Below are 19,338 nucleotides of genomic sequence, written 5' to 3'. Positions count from 1 at the left end.
AGTATATCTTCTGCAAATATAAAGGAATATAGAAGGATTTTCGCTTAACCTATCACAATATGAAACCGGAGGAACGCATGGAGAGCCAAATGATATTCATCCAGGCCGAAGACGGCCCGGCGCTGCCGCTGTACCCTACGACTTACGGCTACTGGGCCCATCAGAGCGAGGTGATCCGTCCGGAAGGGTTTCCGGATTATCAGCTGATGCAGGTGCTGGATGGAAAAGGCGAACTGGAGGTCGGGGGACGCAGCCGGGTCGTCGGGCCGGGGGATGTGTTTGTGCTCTATCCCGACGAATACCACCGGTATACGCCAATCAGCCGGGTCTGGGAGTTGGCATGGGTATCTTTTCGCGGAAGGGAAGCCAGCACACTCCTCGCTTATGCGGGCATTCACGGCTCGGGCATCCGCCGGTTGAAGGCGCCCGCGCTGCTGCCGGCGCTGAAGGAACTGCTGGAGTATACGGATCGCGAGGAACAGATGTTGTATCTGGGACGCTGCAAGCGGCTGTATGCGCTGCTGCTTGATCTGAAAGGGAGCTTCCTGGAGGAGGAAAGTTTGCGGGCCGGCCGGAAACGGCTGCAGCCGATCCTGACGTTTATTGAGGAGAATCTGCATCGTCCGCTCACGCTGGAGGAACTGTCGCTCGTTGCCGGCGTATCGCCGCAGTACTTATGCCGGCTGTTCCAGCAGACGCTGGGCATCCGCCCGATGGCGTACATCAACCAGCAGCGGATCAACCGGAGCAAGCAACTGATGTTCAGCCGCCGCGGCGATAAAATGTATGCCATTGCCAACTTGTCCGGTTTTGAGAACATCAGTTATTTCTGCGCGGTATTCAAGCGGCTGACGGGCATGAGCCCGGAGCGCTTCCGGCTGCTGCACGGTATTCAGGAGTAAACCCCGGGCCGTCTAGCGGCTGCCGCAGGATTCACGGACGATCAGCGACGGTTCGACGACGACCGACCCGCCTTCGGATTGGTTATGAATGAGGTCAAACAGCATATGGGCCGCCAGCACGCCGAGCCGTTCCTTGTTTTGGCGGATGGTAGTCAAGGTTGGGGTGGTATACTTGCACGCTTCGATGTCGTCGCAGCCGATAACGGCGATGTCCTCGGGAATGCGCAGCCGCTGCTCTTTCAGCGCCCGGATCGCGCCCAGCGCAAGAAGGTCGGAGGCGGCGAACACCGCCCGCGGCAGCCGTCCGCGGCCCATCATCGCTTTCATGGCTGCATATCCGCTGGTTTCGAAGAAATCGTCGCCATGCACGATCCAATCCGGGTTCAGGGCGAGCCCGAAACGTTCGATGGCCCCGAGGTAGCCGGCTTCCCGCTGGCTCGAGATGACCGAGTCGGCGCTGCTGCCGATGAAGCCGAGCTCCCGGTAGCCCTGCAGGTAGAAATGCTCCACGACCTTCGAGGTCATCTGCACGTTGTCCGACATGACATACCCCGATCTTTTCCCCTTTAACTCGAGATCCACGCCGATGCAGGGAATATCGCTGTCATCGAGATCTCGGATGGCCTGCTCCATATGCTGTCCGGAAATCATGACGCAGCCGTCCACCCGAAAATGCAGGCAACGGGCGAAATAATCGCCGCCGGTGAACTTTTCGTTGGAGAAAAAAATCAGGTCATACCCGAGAAGCCCCATCTGCTTCTTGAAGGCGTTCAGCACTTCGACGAAAAACGGATGCGTAAACTCCGCGTTCAGCTCGCCGGCGAAGATCACGCCGATCAGATTGGAGGTTCGGGTTGCCAGCGCTTTAGCAGAATAGTTCGGGGAATAGCCGGTCTCTTCGATAATGTCGAGTACGCGTTTTTTCGTTTTCTCCGAAACATCGTTATAGTTATTCATAATCTTCGAAACGGTGGAGACGGATACCCCCGCCATTTCGGCGATTTTCTTAATGTTGAGCTGCATTGCCAAGCCACCCTCCGGACCCAATATCGGTTCGATATAAGTCTATTCATCTTGGGAAAACAAGTCAACGGTTGAGGAGGCCGGAGAGAGAGGCAGGCTTAACGCCGGCCGAGCAGCAGGTCGATAATTCCGGCGACAAAGGCGGTCAAGGAAAGGGGATGGCCTACGGCAAGCAGCGCGATCTGCGTCAATCCGAGGGCCGATAAGCCGACGTAGAACCAGAGCTCCCGGCGGGGCCGGCGTTTTCGGACGAAGTACGTGAACACCCAGACCGTTGCAACCAGGCATAAGATAAAGGGCATCATTCAAAGCGCCGCCTCCGGAAAGCCAAGTACGCGCCGATCAGCACGAGCGGAATAATAACGGCATAAAAAGTGTGATGGATCAGCAAATAACGCGCAACCCATTCAATATCATAAATTGTATTCTGATGCATGCTTTGGGAAAAGCCGAGCAGCAAAACGGCCAGCGGAAGCGAAATCAGTCCCCGGCTGCCGATATTGAAAATACAAGACAAAGCCACCACTGTGGCGTAAAAGGTAAATGCCAGCTTCACATAGATGAACATAAGCCAGAGCAAGGAAATCGTAGACTCCATATGCTCGAGAAATTCGCTGACCTCCAGTTCCTGAGCCATCGTAAACAAGGGATAAGTGAGATGGGTAGCCCGGGAAATACCGAGGGAGCCGGTAATGATGAAGGTAATAAAGGAAAGGAAGAGGGCTGCGAAAATCGTCCCCTTGAGGTAGGTTATAGCCGGTTTTTTTTGGACTAGCGGGAAAATCATGATGAGTGAAAAGGCGTCCATAAACGGAAAAGCGATCATAAGGCTGGACTTGCGGAAGAGACCGTCCCCGTTCACCTCGAGAGCAGGCGTAAATTCCCCCCAATCCCAAGTATTCAGCACCAGCATGAAAAACAGCAGAAAGGTAATCGTTACAATGGGCATAACAACTTCAGCTGTGCGTGCAATGCTCGTAATGCCTTTAACGGTACTGTACAGGGCCAGAAGTAAAAAAGTCGCATCAATGACCCAAGCATTGGTTTTATTGAGTTGGGTATTGGTCACGAAATCCTGCAGGTTGTAGATCACCCAGCAGCAGGTCATAAACATCTCGAACGCAAGCAGCAGTCCGCATAGCCGTCCTGCGTATCTGCCGAATATCCGGATACAAATCTCGATCAGATTCAGCTTTGGGAATTTCGTAGCCAGGTACATCCAGAAGAGGGTGCCTGTAATGCCGACACAGCCGGTCCATATCGGAACGATCCACCCATGCGGACCGGCATTCGCGATCAATACGGGGGGGAGCAGGAAAAAGGCTGTACTGGTCGTTGAGAATACGACCATCAGGAAATATTGTCTGTTTGTTATGGACCTCGCTTCCATTTGGCTACTCCTCCCGGTATGGTGTCAGCATCATTCCCACTTTTATGATGGATGACTGTACATGAACTTGAATTTCCGTCTTCTCCCAGCCGTTTGGCTCTCGTTTGAGTGCTGCCCATTGTCTTCCAGATTTGTGTTTGATCCGGTTTTCGAGGTCTAGCAGATCCCAGTGATGATTGCTTCCAAGCCGTAGCAGCTGCTTAATCCCGTCCTCCATCTCTTCGTCGAAAGCGATCTCGAGCCGCCGTATCTTCTCGGTATCCAGCTTTCCAGGCGTGCTTAGGCTCATCATCCGAAGTTCGGGTTTGAGCGTCATTCGCAGTATCGGCTTTCCCTCGCGCATTACCAATCGGATGGAGCGTTTTGGTTTGCCGATCATTTGCACGCTGGCTGTTTCATCCTTGCCCTGCAGCCTTTTGACAAACGACTTTGCTTCCCCGCGCGCGAAAAAGAGCGTGACCAACTGCTCCGATTCCAGCTGCCCGATCCAGCGGCCGCGCTTTATGATTGAGGCGCCGGTATAGCTGTAATTGCCGCGGTTACCTTCGATGGTTTCAAACCGTTTGGTGGTGGTGAAAGGCTTCCGATCGTTCAGGATAATATTCGAGATAAAGGTAAGCTGGGACGTGTCCATGGTCTCCAAAAGCACTCTAAGCTGGGATTTGTTGTTGCCCTTGCCCGTAACGTCATACTGCAGCTTCTGAATATTGCGCAGTTCCTTGCCGGGGTTTGATTCAAGGGGAACATAAGTGTTCATAATCTCCCGAATAGGGCTTTTTGTGATCAAAACTGCGGTAGCCATTCGCCGGTCGGGGTCGTTCTCCAGAACGTTTAGCAAATTCTGCAATCCCTTTTTGGCAAGCCGCTCCGAAATGATATAGGCCTGAAAGTGGCTGACAAACAGCTGCCTAGGTACCGTTTGAGATGCCGCGCTTACGAATTCAGCCCACGTGTGCCCGGTGAATTCAAACGTATACAATGGCGAACGGGCGCTCCCGGCTTTTGTCCCGGCCACCCCGTTAGGATTCACGATCTGGTAGTAGACATGATAAAGTCCGTCCTCATCAACATCGGCGCCGACCATATCCACTAAGGCGAGATTATTGATTTCATTAAAATCGCTGCAGCCGGACAAAGGGAGGGCCGTCAGCAGCATAAGCAGCATGCTCATGACAAGGTATCGTTTCATGGGTTCTACCTCTTTGGCGGTTTCATTTTCGACCAAGGCATACGGACAAGCGTATCTTGGTAACGATTTCTCAGGGTTGGTGCAATCGGCGACAGATACGGTTCCCCTGAGGTCTTCAGCGAAACCAGATGGATAATCAGCAGCAGCGTTCCGATAAACAGGCCGTATAAGCCCAGGATCACTGCCAAAAACATGAACAAAAATTGCAGTACCCGCTGAGCCATACCGAAGCCGAATGTCGGAGAAACAAAATTGGCGATCGAGGTAATGCCGACCACGATGACCATCGCCGCCGATACAAGGCCCGCTTCCACGGCAGCCTGGCCGAGTACCACCGCGCCGAGGATGGAGATGGCTTGGCCGGTTACCGTCGGCATGCGGATGCCCGCTTCACGCAGCAGTTCAAACATCAGGAGCATCAGGATTGCCTCGACGAAAGCGGGAAACGGAACGCCTTCGCGCTGGGCCGCCAGATTGATCAGCAGCGCCGAGGGAATGATTTCCTGCCGATAATTGGTCAGCGCAATGTAGATACTAGGGGTATAGACCGATAACAGAAACGACAGGAAACGCAGCCACCGGAGCAGTGTCGCAAACAGTGCTTTCTGATAATAATCCTCTGCGCTGATAAAAAATTCGAAAAATGTCGCCGGCGCGATCAGGCAATATGGTGTTCCGTCCGTGAGTACGGCGATTTTCCCGTTGACTAAATGTGAACCGACTACATCGGGACGTTCCGTGTAGAGCGTTTTCGGAAACGGCGTAAGTTCTTGCTCTTCCAGGAATTGCTCAACATGGGCGCTTTCGAAGACGGCATCGGTTTGGATGGAGGAAAGGCGATCGCGGTACAGCTGCAGCCGCTGCTCGGAGGGACGCCCCTGGAGGTAGGCAAGGAATACCCGGGTCTGCGTCGTTTCTCCGACGGTATAAGATTCAAAAACAAGCTGCGGCGATTTGACCCGGCTGCGAATCAGGGAGACATTGGTCATAATATTCTCCGTAAAGCCTTCGCCCGGACCGCGAACGGTCTTCTCCGCTTTCGGCTCTTCAATGCTCCGATGCTGGAAGCTGGAAATATCCAGGAGATAGCCGAATTCGTCGCCTTCAATAAGCAGAAGGCATTGGCCCGAGGTCACCCCGGAGATCCATTTCCGGGGATCTTCTTCCAAGGTATAAGCATTGCCCGATAAAGTACTGCGAATTCTTGCAATCGGGTGCATAGAGTCAGGTTCCGGGAACCGCAGCTCCAGAAGGGGCAGGATAACCAGTTCCTGCAGCTGCTCTTTGTCGACGAGCGTCTCCAGATAAGCACATACAACCGCAACGGACGAGTCAACCATAAAGCGATGTGCCTTAAAGTCGGGCTGCCGGCCGAGTCTGCTCTCTATATACTGAGCAAATCGTTCCATTCCTGTTCCCTCCATCCCCGCAAAAATGTTCCAAGCAAGTAATAGCATGCCTGAAAAAGGCTGTTTTCATGCACGCAAATAGCCGTCCGGCGCAAGGAAGCGCCGGACGGCTATAGATAAAACAGGATCATGCACTTTCGGGCTATGCGTACATGGCTACAGCAAAGACGACGAAAATTAACAGCAGCGCGTAAATCAGCGTGCCGATAATGGCGCAGACCAGACCGGCAATCGCCATGCCTTTGCCTTGTTCGCCGTTTCTGCGGATCTCCTTGAAGGAAATCGCCGCGAGTATGATCGCAATAATGCCGAGCAGAATGCCCACATAAGGGACAATCAGCGAGAGAATGCCCAGCACCAGCGCAGCGATGGCCTTGCCGTTGGTTTTGGAACGCTGCGGCGGATAATACCCGGATGAATTGTACAGATTTGGATCAAAACCCATGAACTCAATACCCCCCAGGACAATTTAGCTGTCTGCGATAATATAACATTTTACCAAGCAAAAGGATATGAAATAAATGGATAAAAAGTGCGGGGTTCAATTTGTTTTACAGCCTCCCTAAGAAGTGCTATGATCCCGTAAGAAGGTTTATGAGCGGTGGGGGACGCGGGAAAGGAGAACGGGTGGATGACAGAAATGATGAACGGATGGATCGATTGGCTGCTGCAGAGCCTCGGGCTGAGCGGGCCATACATCCTGCTCGTTACCGTTCCGCTTGCGATATTGCAGAGCATTTTCGGTTTTTTCCCGCTGGTCATTCTGATTGTGCTGCATGTTTCCGTGTTTCATGTCATCGGCGGCATGGTCATCAGCTGGTTGGCCTGTAACCTTGGCGCCATCCTGGTGTACTATGGGTTCCGGCGGTATTTGCACGGCTGGTTTGACCGCAAATGGCGGGCGAAGCTGAAACGCTACGATAAGTGGCAGCGGATTCTGGAAAGGTACGGCGGCTGGACGCTGGTGCTGCTGCGGACGGTTCCGGTGATGCCCAGCAACATTATTAATTTCATGTCGGCGATTTCGCCGATCCGGCAAAGCTCGTATATCTGGGGAACCATCCTCGGAAATCTATCGTACATCTGGCTGTTCGGCACTATCGGTTCGACGCTGATCGTACCGGAGGACGAGTGGAACGATTATCTGCTGTGGTACGGCGTATTTGCCGTCGTAATGGCTGCGGTGTTCGTCCGCAATCAATGGACGCATCTGCAGGAGGATAAGCAAAAACGGATCCAGCAATAGAACCCCTTGCAACGTATATGAATCGGAAAGAACGCCGCCTTCACAGGACGGGCGTTCTTCTTTTTTGTCCAATGCCTGAATACCTTGTAGTAAGCGCAAGCTGCTGGGAGGGACGACGACAAATGGGCAGAGTGAAAAAGTGGGGGAGCCGCCGGGCGGTGCTGCCGGGCCTCGGCCGGATGCGGCTGCCGAGAATAAGCTGGGGCGGCCTCGCAAAGCCGGCCGGGCGCAGTCCGGGCTTCCGGGCAAAGCCTTCGCGCGGCGGCGTGTTCCGGCCGCCGGCCCCGAAGGCCAGGTTCGTGCCGGGACGAAGCGGCCGGAAATACAAACCGGGGCGTTCCGCGGACAAACCGGCCGCGTCCGTGGTGAAGAGCGTCAAGCCGCGGAGACGGGGAAGGTTCTGGCTGATCTTTAGCCTGGTGCTGATTCTAGCGGTACTTCAGGGGCTCCGCTATGTGGAGCGCCATATGCGGCCGCCTATCGTCCATCTGGCGCAAATCCGCGTCAAGCAGATCGCCACCGAATCGATCAATAAGGCGATCACCGCGCAGGTAGCCGACGGGGGCGACGCCAAGGCGCTGATCGACTGGAAAACCGATAAAACCGGAAAGATCTCCGGCTTTATGCTTAATTACAAGGAACATATGCGGATCACTTCGCAGGCGGCGGAGGTGATCCAGTCCACCCTGCAGGAGCTGAAGAACAAAACGGAGCATATCCCGCTCGGGCAGGCGCTGGAAAGTCCGCTCATCGCTTCGTTCGGCCCGGACATCCCGATTAAAATCGAGCCGCAGGGGGCTGTCAAGGTGGAGCTGAATACCCGCCAAACCAATGCGGGCATCAATATGATTCTGGTGGAGGTCTATATTCATATCGTCACCGAGGTTGCGGTCGTCATTCCGTTTGACATGGAACCGCAGGTCGTCGATACGGAGATCCCGGTCTCCTACCTGATGGTAGTCGGGGATGTGCCGATGTATTACTACGACAATCAGGGTAAGCCTGTCGGAGAGAACGGCAGCAGCGCGCCGGGCATTGCTATACCGTCACCTTCGGTCAGCGGCGAAAAAGAGGATGCCGGCGGAGACGCGGGGACAAACACCGCGCCAAGCGGCAACGCGCCCGGCGGCGAGAATGCTCCTGCGGCGAACTCGGGGGAAGATAACGCGGGAAGCGCCGGAAACAGCGGCGGAGAGTAGACGCAGCGGACGAGGCCGCCCATTCTGCTGGGATATCGGGAAAATCGCGCTCATACACTATAGGTAGCACGGATAGGAGTGTGAGCAGGCATGCAAAACGATTCGGTTACCCTGTTGCGTCTCGCCAAAAGATACCGGTATCTGGAACGGGAGGGGATGCTGCCCCTGCCGGCAAAAGACGGGATTACGGTTGTGGTGGAGCTTCGCCATGCGCAGTGGGCCGCCGAAGCGCTGCGGCTCCTGCTGCTTCATTCGCAACCTCGCATAAAGGTTGTTGCCGTCTCGATGGAGGCGGCTTTTCCGCTTGCCGCGGTTACGGAAGCATTCGGCGACGAACGGGCGCTCCGGTTTATTCCGTTTGAGCGCGGCTTCGGACTGAACGCGGCACTCGCGGCCGCAGAGACTTCATACGTCCTGCTGCTGGAAGACCGGGTCATGGTACACCCGGGCTGGTTGGACGCCCTGCTCTGGCCGCTGATCGACGATCCTGGAGTTGCGCTCGCAGCGCCGCTCTCCGCGGCGGAACGTCCGCAGGAAGGCGGGCGTTACCACTTCGGCAGCGACCGTGAGCTGTCGGTTTATGCGGCTGGGCTGCGCAGCGCGGACGGGGATGATTGGTCTTACGCCGAAGCGCTCGGCGGTCCATGCCTGCTCTTCCGCCGGGAACTGTTCGGCCGGGTGGGAGGCCTTGATCTTTCGCTGGCCGCGCGTTCGCTGATTTTGACCGACTGGAGCCTGCGGGCAAGGCAGCTGGGCTTCTCGCTGGCGCTGTGCCGTAGCGCGTATGTCCATGTCCTGCATACGCTGCAGGAACTCGAAACCGCCGCGGGACTGGACGAAGGCCGGCGGGCCTATCTGGCGAAGTGGGGGCTGCCGGACACGCGGCCAGCCGGATTATTCCCGCCGCTTCCTGCCGAGTTGTCTTCCCTGCCGCTGCAGCCTTTCGTCCCGCTGGGCCCGGTGCCGGGAAGCGTCTTTACCGCAGCGGCGGTGGTGTTCTTCGACGAGCAGTGGAGCGATGAAGCCGCCAGGGTGCGGCAGCAGCAGCTACGGGCAGAGCTGGGCGGCGGACGGATACGCTGGGTGTGGGTGCGTAACAGCCGGGGAGCCGGGGTTTGCGGGCCGGAAGCCCCGGGGCGGGATGCGTACAATGAGCGGGTGGCGCCGTTGGGTAGTTATGGCGATGAGGGCGAAAGCCCGGCGGTGCAGGATCTCGTTCGCGATGTGGCGATCTTCGTGCGAGGCGAGCCGCCGTGGCTGCATGCCCTGGAGCAGATCGCTTCCCTGTATGCCAGCGAAACGGTCGTCTATTTGTCCCCGGAAGAGCGTTATCCCCGGGGGTATATACAACAGCTGGCGGAAGCGCTGCAGCGCAGCGGCATGGACATTGTCGTCCATCTGCCGGCCGAAGCCGCGGCAAACGAACCTCCCCCGGCGCCGGGTCTCACCCGGTGGTCGGTCCCGCTTGGACGCATCGCCCACCGCCGCGGCATCGCGCCCGGCCGGATCGGTCCGGCGGAACCGGGGCGCGGGCTGGCGCTATTTCCCCATGCCGCCTGGACGGTGGGTTATGTCCGAGAGTCATCCGCTAGCGGGGAGGGTGGCGTTTAATGAAGTATATCGTCTTGAGCCACGGCTCCTGGCAGGATTACCGCTACAAACGGCTGCTGGAGCTTTTACCTGAGCGCGGAGAGGTTGTTTTTGCCGGAAGCCTCAGTGAAGAAGAACGGCAGCAGAGCGGGATTCAGGCCGCATCTCTCGGGGAAATCGCAAATTTGGGGCCGGAGCGCTGCATCGCGCTGGTCTCTTCGCCGTATTGGCTGCCCGAGCTGCTGGCCCTCCGTCCCGCCTATACGGTGGCGTTCATCGAACCTTGTCCGGAGGGCGAGGAGGCCGGATTATGGAATAAATACAGCTCGCTGCTGGCGGCCCGTGCGGATCTCGTCGCCACCGTCTCCGAACGGATCTATCTGGAGCAGCAACTGCGGCGTTCCCGGGTCGTATATCTCGGCGGGGATGAACGGCTGTCCTACGGGCTGGTGCGCCGGGAGGGGCGCCTGCTGTTCCTCGCGGATTATGAGGCCGTTTGGCGCGGAATGCTTGCCGGGTTATGGCGGCCGGCGGGTGAGAATGCGAGGTTAAACGCTGCCGCAGATGCCGGGGGCATGGATGCTGCGGCGGATTACGGAAAAATCCAGCTTCTCCGGCGCGCGGAGTATTACAAAGCGTTGTGCGTGAAGATGCCGGAACAGCCGGCGGTTCATTATCTGGCGGCTTCCTATCTATATCTGCTGGGCGAATATGCCGCGATGCCGTATGCCAAACAGGCTTTTGAGTTGATGCTGCTCCAGGGGCACCGCGATTGCCTGCATTCGCATTACCGTTTTTTTTCGGCGATCGAAGCGAAAAACGGCAATTTGGACCTGGCCGTTTCCCAATATGCCATTACCGCGTTTACGTCGGCTGAAAAAGCCAAAGCGGAGGAGCTGCGCCGCTGGCTGGAAGCCGGCGGGGAATACCGCGAACTGGTGCGGGCAGAGCTGTTCCGCGTCAATGAAGATGCGGGCGCCGTCGTACGGATTCTGGAGCGGTCGGCGCTGCCGGAAGCGGGACCGCTGCTGCTGCAGAGCTATCTCGATGCGTACCAGTGGGAGCAGGCGCTGGCGCTGCTGCGCAAGGAAAGCGGCGATGCCGCGGATGCGGAGGCAGGCGATGCGAAGCCGGTCTCCCCGGCCGATGGCCTGGCGGAGGCTTCCGTGGGCGCAGAGGCGTTTCCGCTATCGGTTGTCGAAGGCACGCTGAATCTGCTGCATGGCCGGAGGCATGCCGCGATCCGCAGCTTTTTGCGGGCGGCGGGAGCGGACCGGCAGGCCCGGCCACTCTTTGCCGAGATGGCCGATCTGGAAGAGGCGGTACAACGTTTGCGGGGACGGTCATCCGATGAATAGGCGTCGGCCGATTCGCGTTAAGGAGGCGATCATAAGGTGAATCCGTATCAGCCGTTACGTAAAATCTCCGGCAACCGCCTGACGGCCATGCTGCGGCTGCAGCACGAGCCCGGCCGTTATTTGGAGCAGCTGCTGGAAGAGCTCAGCGAATTTGTCGACGACATCGTCATCCTGAACGACGGCGGCACAGACAGTGCCGTGCGGTTGTGCCAGTCGTTCGCCAAAGTGTCGAGACTGGAACCGCCGGGCCGCGGCGTGCCGGAGCGCGAACCGGAGCGGAGCCGGGCGCTTTGGGAGCTGGCCGTGTCAACCGGACCGGATTGGCTGCTGCAGGTCAGGCCGGATGAGTTTTATGAGGAGGCCGCCAAACGCGAGATGCGGCGCCTGATCAATCAGGACGTTTATGATTGGGTCGGCTTTCGGATTTACGATTTCTGGGGAGGGTCTACTCATTATCGGGACGATGACCACTGGAACCGCCATACCCGGCATACCCGCACGCTGGTGCGATATTTGCCGGACTATCATTATTTTTTTCCTGGGGAGAGCGCCGGACAGGGGAATGACGGAAGAGACTTGAATGGCAGCCTAAGCGAAAAAGCCTGCGGCGGCCCGGACAGCCTGCGGCTGCCGCTGTCCTATGCGGCGCTGCCCGGCTTCCTTGCCGAGCTGCGCATCAAGCATTACGGCTGGGCGCTCCCTCCGGAAGCGCTGCGCCGCAAAGCCGAGCGCTGGCTGCGCTTTGCTCCGGGCGGAGACGGCGGCAGTGCAGGTGACGGCGGAGCAGGAGGTGGGAGTGCAGGTGGCGTAAACATAGGTGGCGGTAAAGCTGCAGATGGTAACGCAGGTTACGGCAACACAGGTGGCGTAAACATAGGTGATGGTGGAGCCGGTAGTGGGAAGGCGGGATATGGCAGTGCAGGAGCGGGAAGCGCAGATGGTGTCAGCGGACAGGAACATACCAACTCTCTTCTGGACCCTCACCCCCGCCTCAGCGTCTGGCGGGAACGAAACGGGACGCAAGATAGGCGATAGGCGATGAGCGGAGCAGGTTGGTGAGAGGGCAGCCGCAATCGGCAGCGGTAAATCGGCAGCGGTAAATCGGCAGTCGTTGCATTTTGTGCAACGGATGAGGCCGATTTACCGCTGTTTTTGGATATCATTGCATTCCGTGCAATGGAATTCGCCCAAATTGCTGATTTCCCGGCATTTGAAGCCAATCCGTTGTACAAAATGCAACGGTTTGGCTTTTGGCCGGAAAAAGAGCGATTTCGTTGTACAAAGTGCAATGTACGGAATATCGCGGGAGATAAAGTGGATCATAATAGCCCGTCGCTACTCTTGCTGTTTGGCCGGGGCTGCAGCCGTCTGCTCCCCGCTTTCGCGCAGCGCCATGCGTACCAGATACAACATGGGGAAGGAAGCCTTCTCTAGTGTATACTGCTGCAGAGCCTGAGCAGCGAAAGGTATGCCCCGGGGAAGCGATGGATGCAAGGAATGCAGCGGCAGGAAGGGCAAGGTTTGAACATCCGGCTTGGCCTGCCCGCCCAGTGAGGGAATCCGGGATTCCGGAGACGGGGATAATGGCCAAGCCAACAAGTCCGGCAGCGGCGGGTAAGCTTCCGCTGCGAGCCGCTTGCCGCGAAGCGCAAGCGCAATCCCTGCCGCGGCTCCGCCATACCGGCGGAGCGCGGCTTCCTCGGCGCCGCGAAGCTGCGGAATGTCCCCTGCCGACAAGGTGACGGCAGCATAGAGCAGCCATTCCGCCACATCGGCGGCGCCGTGGATCGGGAAGGGGGCGCCGGCGTACACGGCGCACCACTTCCGTTTTACCGGTGCGGGCGCGCGCAGCAGCCCGCACCATAAAGGCTGGGGCAGCCTGCTCCAGCGGAGCGCACCGGACGGCAGCGTCCGGTGCAGGTCCAGCAGGCGGTCCCAGGCCCCGATCTGGAGCAGCAGCTGCACGGCATGCGACAGATCGGGAGGGGCAGGCACCGGCGGCGGAGCCCCTGCCGCCGGCGGCCCGTTCCGCTGGCGGGCATACGCCAGCCAGCGGTGGATTCCCGCGAGTCCCGGCCGGGCTGCAAGCAGCCGGGACAGCCAAGCGGCCGCGGCGGCGTCATCGCCGCAGCCCAGCGCGCTTGCCCACAAATACTCGGCGACAGCGATGTCGTCCGGATACAAGGCAAGCAGTGCTTCCAGATCCGTTATTATCCCCGCCGCGACCGGGGATCGTTCAGACTGCAGGCTGCCCTCCGCCGCCCCCAGCAATAGGGCGAGAAGCTCCCGCACCGCCGCCGGAAGCTGCGGAGCCGCCGCCAGCGCCCCAAGGCATTCGAAAGCGCGGGCATTCATCGCCGCAGGAACGAGAACGCCGAGCACGGCTGGCGGCAGCTGCGTCCCCAGCGAAAGGATCAGGTCGGTAAGCCGGTCCGCCCTGCTGGCCAGCAGCGCCAGCGGGACGAGCTCGGTCCAGGCGGCGCGGAAGCCCGGCTGCTGCCGTACCGCCTGTTCATAATGCTCCAGCGCTTCATCGATCCGCAGCAGGCGCTCGCAGACCTTGCCCGCCAGCCAGCGCGTCCGGTAGGTCCCGCTGCCCGAGGAGGAGGGATACAGGAAACGCCGGTTGCCGCCGTCGATAGCCTGATGCAGCAGCCGGTAGGCTTCCTGCGGTTTTCCCTCGTCCAGCTGCAGCACGGCGTAGCTCTCCAGCAGATCGGTAAAACCCGGAAACCGCGCTTCGCCGGCGGCATATACGCGCAAGGCCTCGCGGATCCGGCCGTCCATTTGCAGCGCATATGCCGTTTTCAGCTGCACATCGGCGGCATAACCGCTGTCGGCGGGCATCCGGTCCAGCAGCGGCAGCAAAACATCGGCCGCTTCCCCATACCGGCCCTCCTGGTAATACTCGCTGCCCAGCGCGTACAGCAGCATCGGCTGGTCCGGATCCTGCCGCAGCGCGGCGGCGATCAAGCCGAGATTGCGGCCGGTTTTATTTTTCATTGACAGCTCCCGATTCAAATACCCGTAGTGATGCACCGGCAAATCGGCATAAGCGACGGTTCCGCCGGGAAGCTCCCGGATGCTGCCTGCAACCTCCTCATGGATCTGCCCCCGGAACAGGATCCCTTCATGCCTGCGGAACAACCGGCACACCTGATCGGTCACATAAGCGTTGTCGCCGCCCGCCCCGACATAATGCACAAAAGGCAAATAATACCCGTGTACCCGCTCATCGGCCATCAGCCTCCGCAGTGTCCCCGTATCCCAGTCCCGCAGCTCTTCATCGGCATCCAGCACAAGAATCCAGGCGGAAGAGGCCAGGCGCAGCGTCAAATTCCGGAGCTCGGAGAAGTTGTCGTTCCAAGGCCGCTCCACGATGCGCGCCCCATGGCGCTCTGCGATTTGCACCGTTTCATCCGTTGAGCCGGTATCGAGAACGACGATCTCCCGGACAAGTCCCTGGACGGAGGTCAGGCAGCGGCCGAGATGGCGCGCTTCGTTTCGGACGATCATGCACAAGGAAAGGTCGGGAAGAGCCATGGCGCGAGCCTCCTACAAGTCTGAATGGGAAAAAGGGAGCGCCAGCCGCACGCGGTCCGCAGCCGGTGCATACGCGGAATGGGGCGGCAGTGACGCCAGCACGGCATTCGCCGTCGCCGTCAGCGAACGGGCACGCTGGAGCTTAGCCGTAGTTTCAGGATCGTCCTGCGCCTTATCGCCCCAAAAGGGATGCTCCAGCAGTGCCGCTGCATCTCCCGGTAGAAGCAGGGCCGGATCAGCCGCACCTGCCGTCCGCAGCTGTGCGACCAAATCTGCCTGCGGATCGTCCGTCACCCCGGCTTGAACGACCGGCAATCCTTGTGTCATTTCACGCTGCTCGCCCCGCATGGCTTCAGCCGGATCGCCCGCCATGCCGCTCGCCCCTTCCAGCCAGTCGGCGGCAGCCGCGAAGCAGCCTTCCTCAATCAGCAGCCGGGCGGCCTGAGTCCAAGGGGCATCGGCTTCAACGGGGCCACCGCCTGAGCCAGTTCCGCTGCTCCAAATGGCCTGCAGCTCGCGGGCAATGTCACGCTCGCGGCCGCTTCCTTTATAAGCGCGGATCATCCGGGCGACCAGCGGCCAGGGCCGCTGCGGATGCCGCCGGGCTGCCTGCCCATAAAAGGCGGCGGCCTCCTGCCGGGCTCCGGTCTCTTCGCATACCCGCGCCAAAAGGCCTAACGTTGCATACGTGCCCAGCCCGGCTTCCGTATGATAACCCGGCGGCGCGTCGCCGATGGCGATGGCCTTCCGAAACGCTTTTTTGGCGGCGGCAAGATTGCCCAGCTGCAGCTGCAGCACGCCGTGGGCATGATGAAGGTCGGGATAATTCGGGAGCAGGGCGATGCCGCGTTCGCAGGCCTCCAGCGCCGCGGGGAACGCTTCAAGCGCTGACAGGCACCGCACTTCGTATTTGTACAAAAGATGGATGAAGCTGCTGTCCGCTTGAGCGGTTTCCAGCGACCGGCGGATATGCTGTAGCGCTTTGCGGGAATCGCCGATCCGCATGTGCTCCACGGCCATATTGAAATGATGGAAGGCGTTGTCCGGCTCGCGGTTCAGTTCGTTCTGCAGCAGCTCGATATTGCGTTTGATTTTATCCTTTTTGGCGACGACTTCGGCGGCGTACCCGTAATGGTGCACAACAACTCCGCTGAGATGCATCGCGGCCCCGGGTTTTTGTTCAAGGATCACGGAGGCGATTTGCTCATGGATGGCCCCGCAGAAGCGGTGGCCCGGGCGGTTGCGGAACAGGCGGATAATCGGGTTCACGGTGATGGTCGGCGATGTCCGGTCTTTTCCCTGGTGATTATGGATGCGGAGAAAAAACGCCTCGTACTCCGGATGCGCCGCGCACAGCAAAAGCTCCGCTTTTCCGCTTTCGTCCAGCTCTTCGTCGGCATCCAGCACGAGAATCCAGGCGCCTTTCGCCCGGCGGAGTCCCGCGTTGCGGGCGGCGGCGAAGTCGCCGTTCCAGGGATAATCCACCACGTCCGCGCCGAAGCGCCGGGCAATCTCAGCGGTTCCGTCCGTCGAGCCGGTATCGACGACGATCAGCTCGTCGGCCACGCCGGCGACGCTTTTCAGGCAGCGGGCCAGCGTGTCCGCTTCATTTTTCACAATCATGCATAAGGAAATCGGCAGTTTGGGCCGTGTGTTCATGGCGTACTCCCCTCCCGCCGTTGGCAGCTGCTCCATTCGGTGTGCCAGGGGATGCGGTTCAGCAAAAGAATGGCCTGCCGCGTGGACTCTATTTCTTCGGTCAGCGCAGAACCGCCGCCGTCGTTGCCCAAGCGCTGCACGGCTTCGCGCAAATCCTGCTCTGCCTGCTGTAAATAACAAAACGCCAGCGCCATCCGGGATGCATCGCCTTCGGCTTCGGGCCGGTCGCGGCTTGCCCTTTGAAACCATCCGGCCGCTTCTGCATAATGGCCTTTGTCCAGCAGCATTTCCCCGAGGTAGTGGCAGAGACGGCAGGATAATTGGTCTTCCCGGGCCAGGGTAATTATCAGCTCTCCGGCTTCCGCCCGCCGGCCCGCCTCATACAGCGCTTCGGCCAAACCGGCCAGGTGACCCGGGAAACGGTCGGCCAGTGCCGCGGCAAGCGTATACCTGCGTAGCTTCACGGATCGGCGGATCAAACCGGCGACAAATTCGGCAGGAGGCGAACCTGAATGGTGGTCTTCCGGTAAAGTGGGTCCGTGCAGCAGCGTTTGTTCGATGTGCAGGAAGGTTTTTTCCAAGCCCGGGAGTTCTCCGGCCGGTACCGGCTCCATAGCCAGCCCGCGGTCCCATCGGGATAGGGCATATAACTCCAGCCAGACCAGCCTATGCGCGTGGTTTGCGAAATCCGCAGTCCGTGAAGTTAACATCTTGCCGAGCATGCCGTCGGCTTCTGCATATTTATTCGTCCCGATCCGGGCGGCAATGATTCTGGCCCAAGCTTGCGGCTCCAAATCCATCGGCGGCTGCGGCAAAGCCGAAATGGCCTCATAGGCGCCAATCGAATCGAGCGCTTCGAGCATGGAGGCCCAGCCTGCTGCCGAATCCGTCCCAACCAGGGAGGTCAGCAGCCCGGCAATGGCCGTGTCGGCCGCATGAAGATGAATGAATACATCGGCGATGCCCGTCAGCGCCGGCACGTACAGCGGATGACCAAGAAGGCTGCGGTGGAACAGCCGCGCCGCCTCCTCGTGCCGGCCCAGCCTCCGGGCAAGGACGCCCATCCGGTGGAGCGGGCGGAAGGTGGCCATGCCGAGCTCCAGTGCGTATTTTTCGCCCGGATTGTTGCTGCTTCCGCAGTCGGCCGCCCGTCCATAACTTTCAAAGGCGCGTTCCAGCAGCCCTTGGCTCTCCAGGGCCTGCCCCTCCATTACGTGCAAATCCGGATAGTCGGGATAACGCGGCAGCTCATCGGCCAGGAGGTTGCGGAGCTGCGGAATTTTTCCGGTGGCCAGCTCGATTTTTCCCAAGTCGCGGACCATCGTTGGCCGGTAAGAAGCTTGCATGGGGGCCCGGGCCAGCGTGTCGGTAAGCAGCTGTTCGGCATCTTCCAGATGGCCGGTTTGGCAGCAATGGACCGCGAGATTGTAACGGGTAAACGGATCGTCCGGGTTCTCGGCCAGCGCCAGGCGCAGCAGCCGTTCGTTGCGGGCAAGCTTTTGCGTGTGCTCCATCCGTTCCGGAAGATAGCCCGTATGAACCAGGTGGACCGCAGAAAAGCCGATCGCGCCTATTCCATGGCTGCCTATGATGGACGGCTCCACGCTTTCGTGAATCCTGCCGCTGTAGCGGAAGCCGTATCCGGTGCGGAACAGCCGGACTGCGGTGTGAATGATCCGGTCTTCGCGATTCGGCCCAAAATGGTTTTCGATGCGCACCGTGCACGCCAGGAGAGGCGTAGCGGCTAAAATGTCTTTGATCTCAGCGACGGGCGTCACGAGGATTTCATCGGCATCCAGGACGAGCACCCAGTCGGTGGAGGCCAGCTCCAGCCCGGCGTTGCGTGCTTTTGAAAAATCCTCCGCCCACGCATGGTGCAGGATCTTCGCCCCGCAGGACGCTGCGATTTCGGCAGAGTGATCCGTTGAGCCGGTATCGACCACGATAAGTTCGTCTGCCGCCGAAACGGATTCCAGGCAGCGCGGGAGCAGATCGGCTTCATTTTTCACGATGAGAAGTATTCCGAGCGTCGGTGTAGGCATATCGTATCCTCCTTGCAAATGGACCCGGGACGAAAAAGAAGAGCACATGGCGTGCCATGTACTCCGGTTGATCTTTCATCTTATGCGTCGGTTACGGGTTAGGTTCCTTGGGCATCGAAGTAGACATCAATGGACGAAGCTGCCCCCGGCGTTGCCGACTGGTAGGACAAGCGGGTGTATTTGAGGAAGCGCGCCGGAACGATTACGTCGACGGAGCCTGCCGGCAGCGGATTGTCGCCCGTGGTATCGATAAAATAGTTCGCGCCGTCGGCGCTGACTTCGACCCGGGTATTCACGGGGTTCGCGCCGGTATTGACGATGAAATAGGAATACGTTCCGAGCACGCTCGTCGTATTCGCCGGAAGCGGCGTATAGGCATCCGCCGTCGTGATTCCGGTCGTTGCCAGCTCGATGAAGTTCCGCTGCGAAATCGAGGTCACGCTGCTGAGCGTCCCTCCGGTAATGGTCGCGCCGAGGATGCTGTTGATCGTACCGGCTGTGATAGTCGCGCCGAGCACACTGGAAATGGTACCGTCGAGCAAGTTGGTTACGGTGCCGGCAGAAGAGAGTGTACCGGCGGTGATCGTCGCTCCGAGCACGCTTGTCAATGTACCTGCAGTAACCGTCGCGCCGAGCACGCTGGAAATGGTACCGTCGAGCAAGTTGGTTACAGTACCGGCTGACGAGAGTGTACCGGCAGTGATTGTTGTGCCAAGCACGCTGTTAATCGTACCGGCGGTAATGGTTGCGCCGAGCACGCTGGTCAATGTACCGGCAGTAACCGTCGC

General features: G+C 59.1%; 16 protein-coding genes. 6 read left to right on the top strand and 10 right to left on the bottom strand.

Going from position 1 to position 19,338, the window contains the following annotated elements:
• Positions 1–77 precede the first annotated feature (77 nt).
• Positions 78–902, top strand: a complete 825-nt coding sequence (locus BMW84_RS18765) for an AraC family transcriptional regulator (RefSeq protein ID WP_091071192.1) — start codon at positions 78–80, stop codon at positions 900–902.
• Between the two features lie 12 nt (positions 903–914).
• On the opposite strand, the gene BMW84_RS18760 is transcribed toward BMW84_RS18765, so the two are convergent.
• The 6 genes from BMW84_RS18760 to BMW84_RS18735 form a co-directional block, all read right to left on the bottom strand.
• Positions 915–1,925: a LacI family DNA-binding transcriptional regulator gene (locus BMW84_RS18760; RefSeq protein WP_091071025.1), complete on the bottom strand. Its 1,011-nt coding sequence runs from the start codon at positions 1,923–1,925 to the stop codon at positions 915–917.
• Between the two features lie 98 nt (positions 1,926–2,023).
• The gene (locus BMW84_RS18755; RefSeq protein ID WP_091071023.1) at positions 2,024–2,230 is read right to left on the bottom strand and encodes a hypothetical protein; all 207 of its coding nucleotides are present in this window, start codon (positions 2,228–2,230) and stop codon (positions 2,024–2,026) included.
• Entirely contained in the window at positions 2,227–3,315 is a 1,089-nt protein-coding gene (locus BMW84_RS18750; RefSeq protein ID WP_091071019.1) for a GerAB/ArcD/ProY family transporter, read from the bottom strand. Before BMW84_RS18750 ends, BMW84_RS18755 begins: the two co-directional genes overlap by 4 nt.
• 4 nt (positions 3,316–3,319) lie before the next feature.
• Positions 3,320–4,504: a Ger(x)C family spore germination protein gene (locus BMW84_RS18745; RefSeq protein WP_091071018.1), complete on the bottom strand. Its 1,185-nt coding sequence runs from the start codon at positions 4,502–4,504 to the stop codon at positions 3,320–3,322.
• A 5-nt stretch (positions 4,505–4,509) separates the two neighbouring features.
• A complete protein-coding gene (locus BMW84_RS18740) occupies positions 4,510–5,913 on the bottom strand; it encodes a spore germination protein (protein WP_091071016.1) in 1,404 nt (467 codons plus the stop codon).
• A 142-nt stretch (positions 5,914–6,055) separates the two neighbouring features.
• Positions 6,056–6,358 carry a DUF4190 domain-containing protein gene (locus BMW84_RS18735; protein WP_091071014.1) on the bottom strand — a complete coding sequence of 101 codons (303 nt, stop codon included), beginning with the start codon at positions 6,356–6,358 and terminating at the stop codon, positions 6,056–6,058.
• A 186-nt stretch (positions 6,359–6,544) separates the two neighbouring features.
• Between BMW84_RS18735 and BMW84_RS18730 the strand changes: the two genes are divergently transcribed.
• The 5 genes from BMW84_RS18730 (at position 6,545) to BMW84_RS18710 (ending at position 12,341) form a co-directional block, all read left to right on the top strand.
• Positions 6,545–7,159 carry a TVP38/TMEM64 family protein gene (locus BMW84_RS18730; protein ID WP_091071012.1) on the top strand — a complete coding sequence of 205 codons (615 nt, stop codon included), beginning with the start codon at positions 6,545–6,547 and terminating at the stop codon, positions 7,157–7,159.
• 122 nt (positions 7,160–7,281) lie between these two features.
• Positions 7,282–8,358 (top strand): sporulation protein YunB, encoded by a 1,077-nt coding sequence (gene yunB / locus BMW84_RS18725; protein ID WP_368086730.1) that lies wholly within the window; start codon positions 7,282–7,284, stop codon positions 8,356–8,358.
• Positions 8,359–8,448: 90 nt separating this feature from the next.
• Entirely contained in the window at positions 8,449–9,969 is a 1,521-nt protein-coding gene (locus tag BMW84_RS18720) for a glycosyltransferase family protein (RefSeq protein WP_091071011.1), read from the top strand.
• Positions 9,969–11,306, top strand: coding sequence for a hypothetical protein (locus tag BMW84_RS18715; RefSeq protein WP_091071009.1), 1,338 nt, complete (start codon positions 9,969–9,971; stop codon positions 11,304–11,306). Before BMW84_RS18720 ends, BMW84_RS18715 begins: the two co-directional genes overlap by 1 nt.
• Positions 11,307–11,342: 36 nt before the next feature.
• Complete coding sequence (locus BMW84_RS18710; RefSeq protein WP_091071006.1) at positions 11,343–12,341, top strand: hypothetical protein; 999 nt, start codon at positions 11,343–11,345, stop codon at positions 12,339–12,341.
• Between the two features lie 300 nt (positions 12,342–12,641).
• On the opposite strand, the gene BMW84_RS18700 is transcribed toward BMW84_RS18710, so the two are convergent.
• The 4 genes from BMW84_RS18700 to BMW84_RS18685 form a co-directional block, all read right to left on the bottom strand.
• Positions 12,642–14,849 carry a glycosyltransferase gene (locus BMW84_RS18700; RefSeq protein ID WP_091071003.1) on the bottom strand — a complete coding sequence of 736 codons (2,208 nt, stop codon included), beginning with the start codon at positions 14,847–14,849 and terminating at the stop codon, positions 12,642–12,644.
• A 12-nt stretch (positions 14,850–14,861) separates the two neighbouring features.
• Positions 14,862–16,508 carry a tetratricopeptide repeat-containing glycosyltransferase family 2 protein gene (locus BMW84_RS18695; RefSeq protein WP_175498896.1) on the bottom strand — a complete coding sequence of 549 codons (1,647 nt, stop codon included), beginning with the start codon at positions 16,506–16,508 and terminating at the stop codon, positions 14,862–14,864.
• Complete coding sequence (locus BMW84_RS18690; RefSeq protein WP_175498894.1) at positions 16,505–18,550, bottom strand: glycosyltransferase; 2,046 nt, start codon at positions 18,548–18,550, stop codon at positions 16,505–16,507. Before BMW84_RS18690 ends, BMW84_RS18695 begins: the two co-directional genes overlap by 4 nt.
• Before the next feature lie 98 nt (positions 18,551–18,648).
• On the bottom strand, positions 18,649–19,338 hold a 690-nt coding region (locus BMW84_RS18685), incomplete at its 5' end, for a DUF6385 domain-containing protein (protein WP_139209651.1).

The organism is Paenibacillus sp. NFR01 (assembly GCF_900111565.1).
Lineage (GTDB): Bacteria > Bacillota > Bacilli > Paenibacillales > Paenibacillaceae > Paenibacillus_AQ.
The sequence above is the reverse complement of the archived record's forward strand: the minus strand, read 5'-3'. Positions and strand labels throughout refer to the sequence as shown.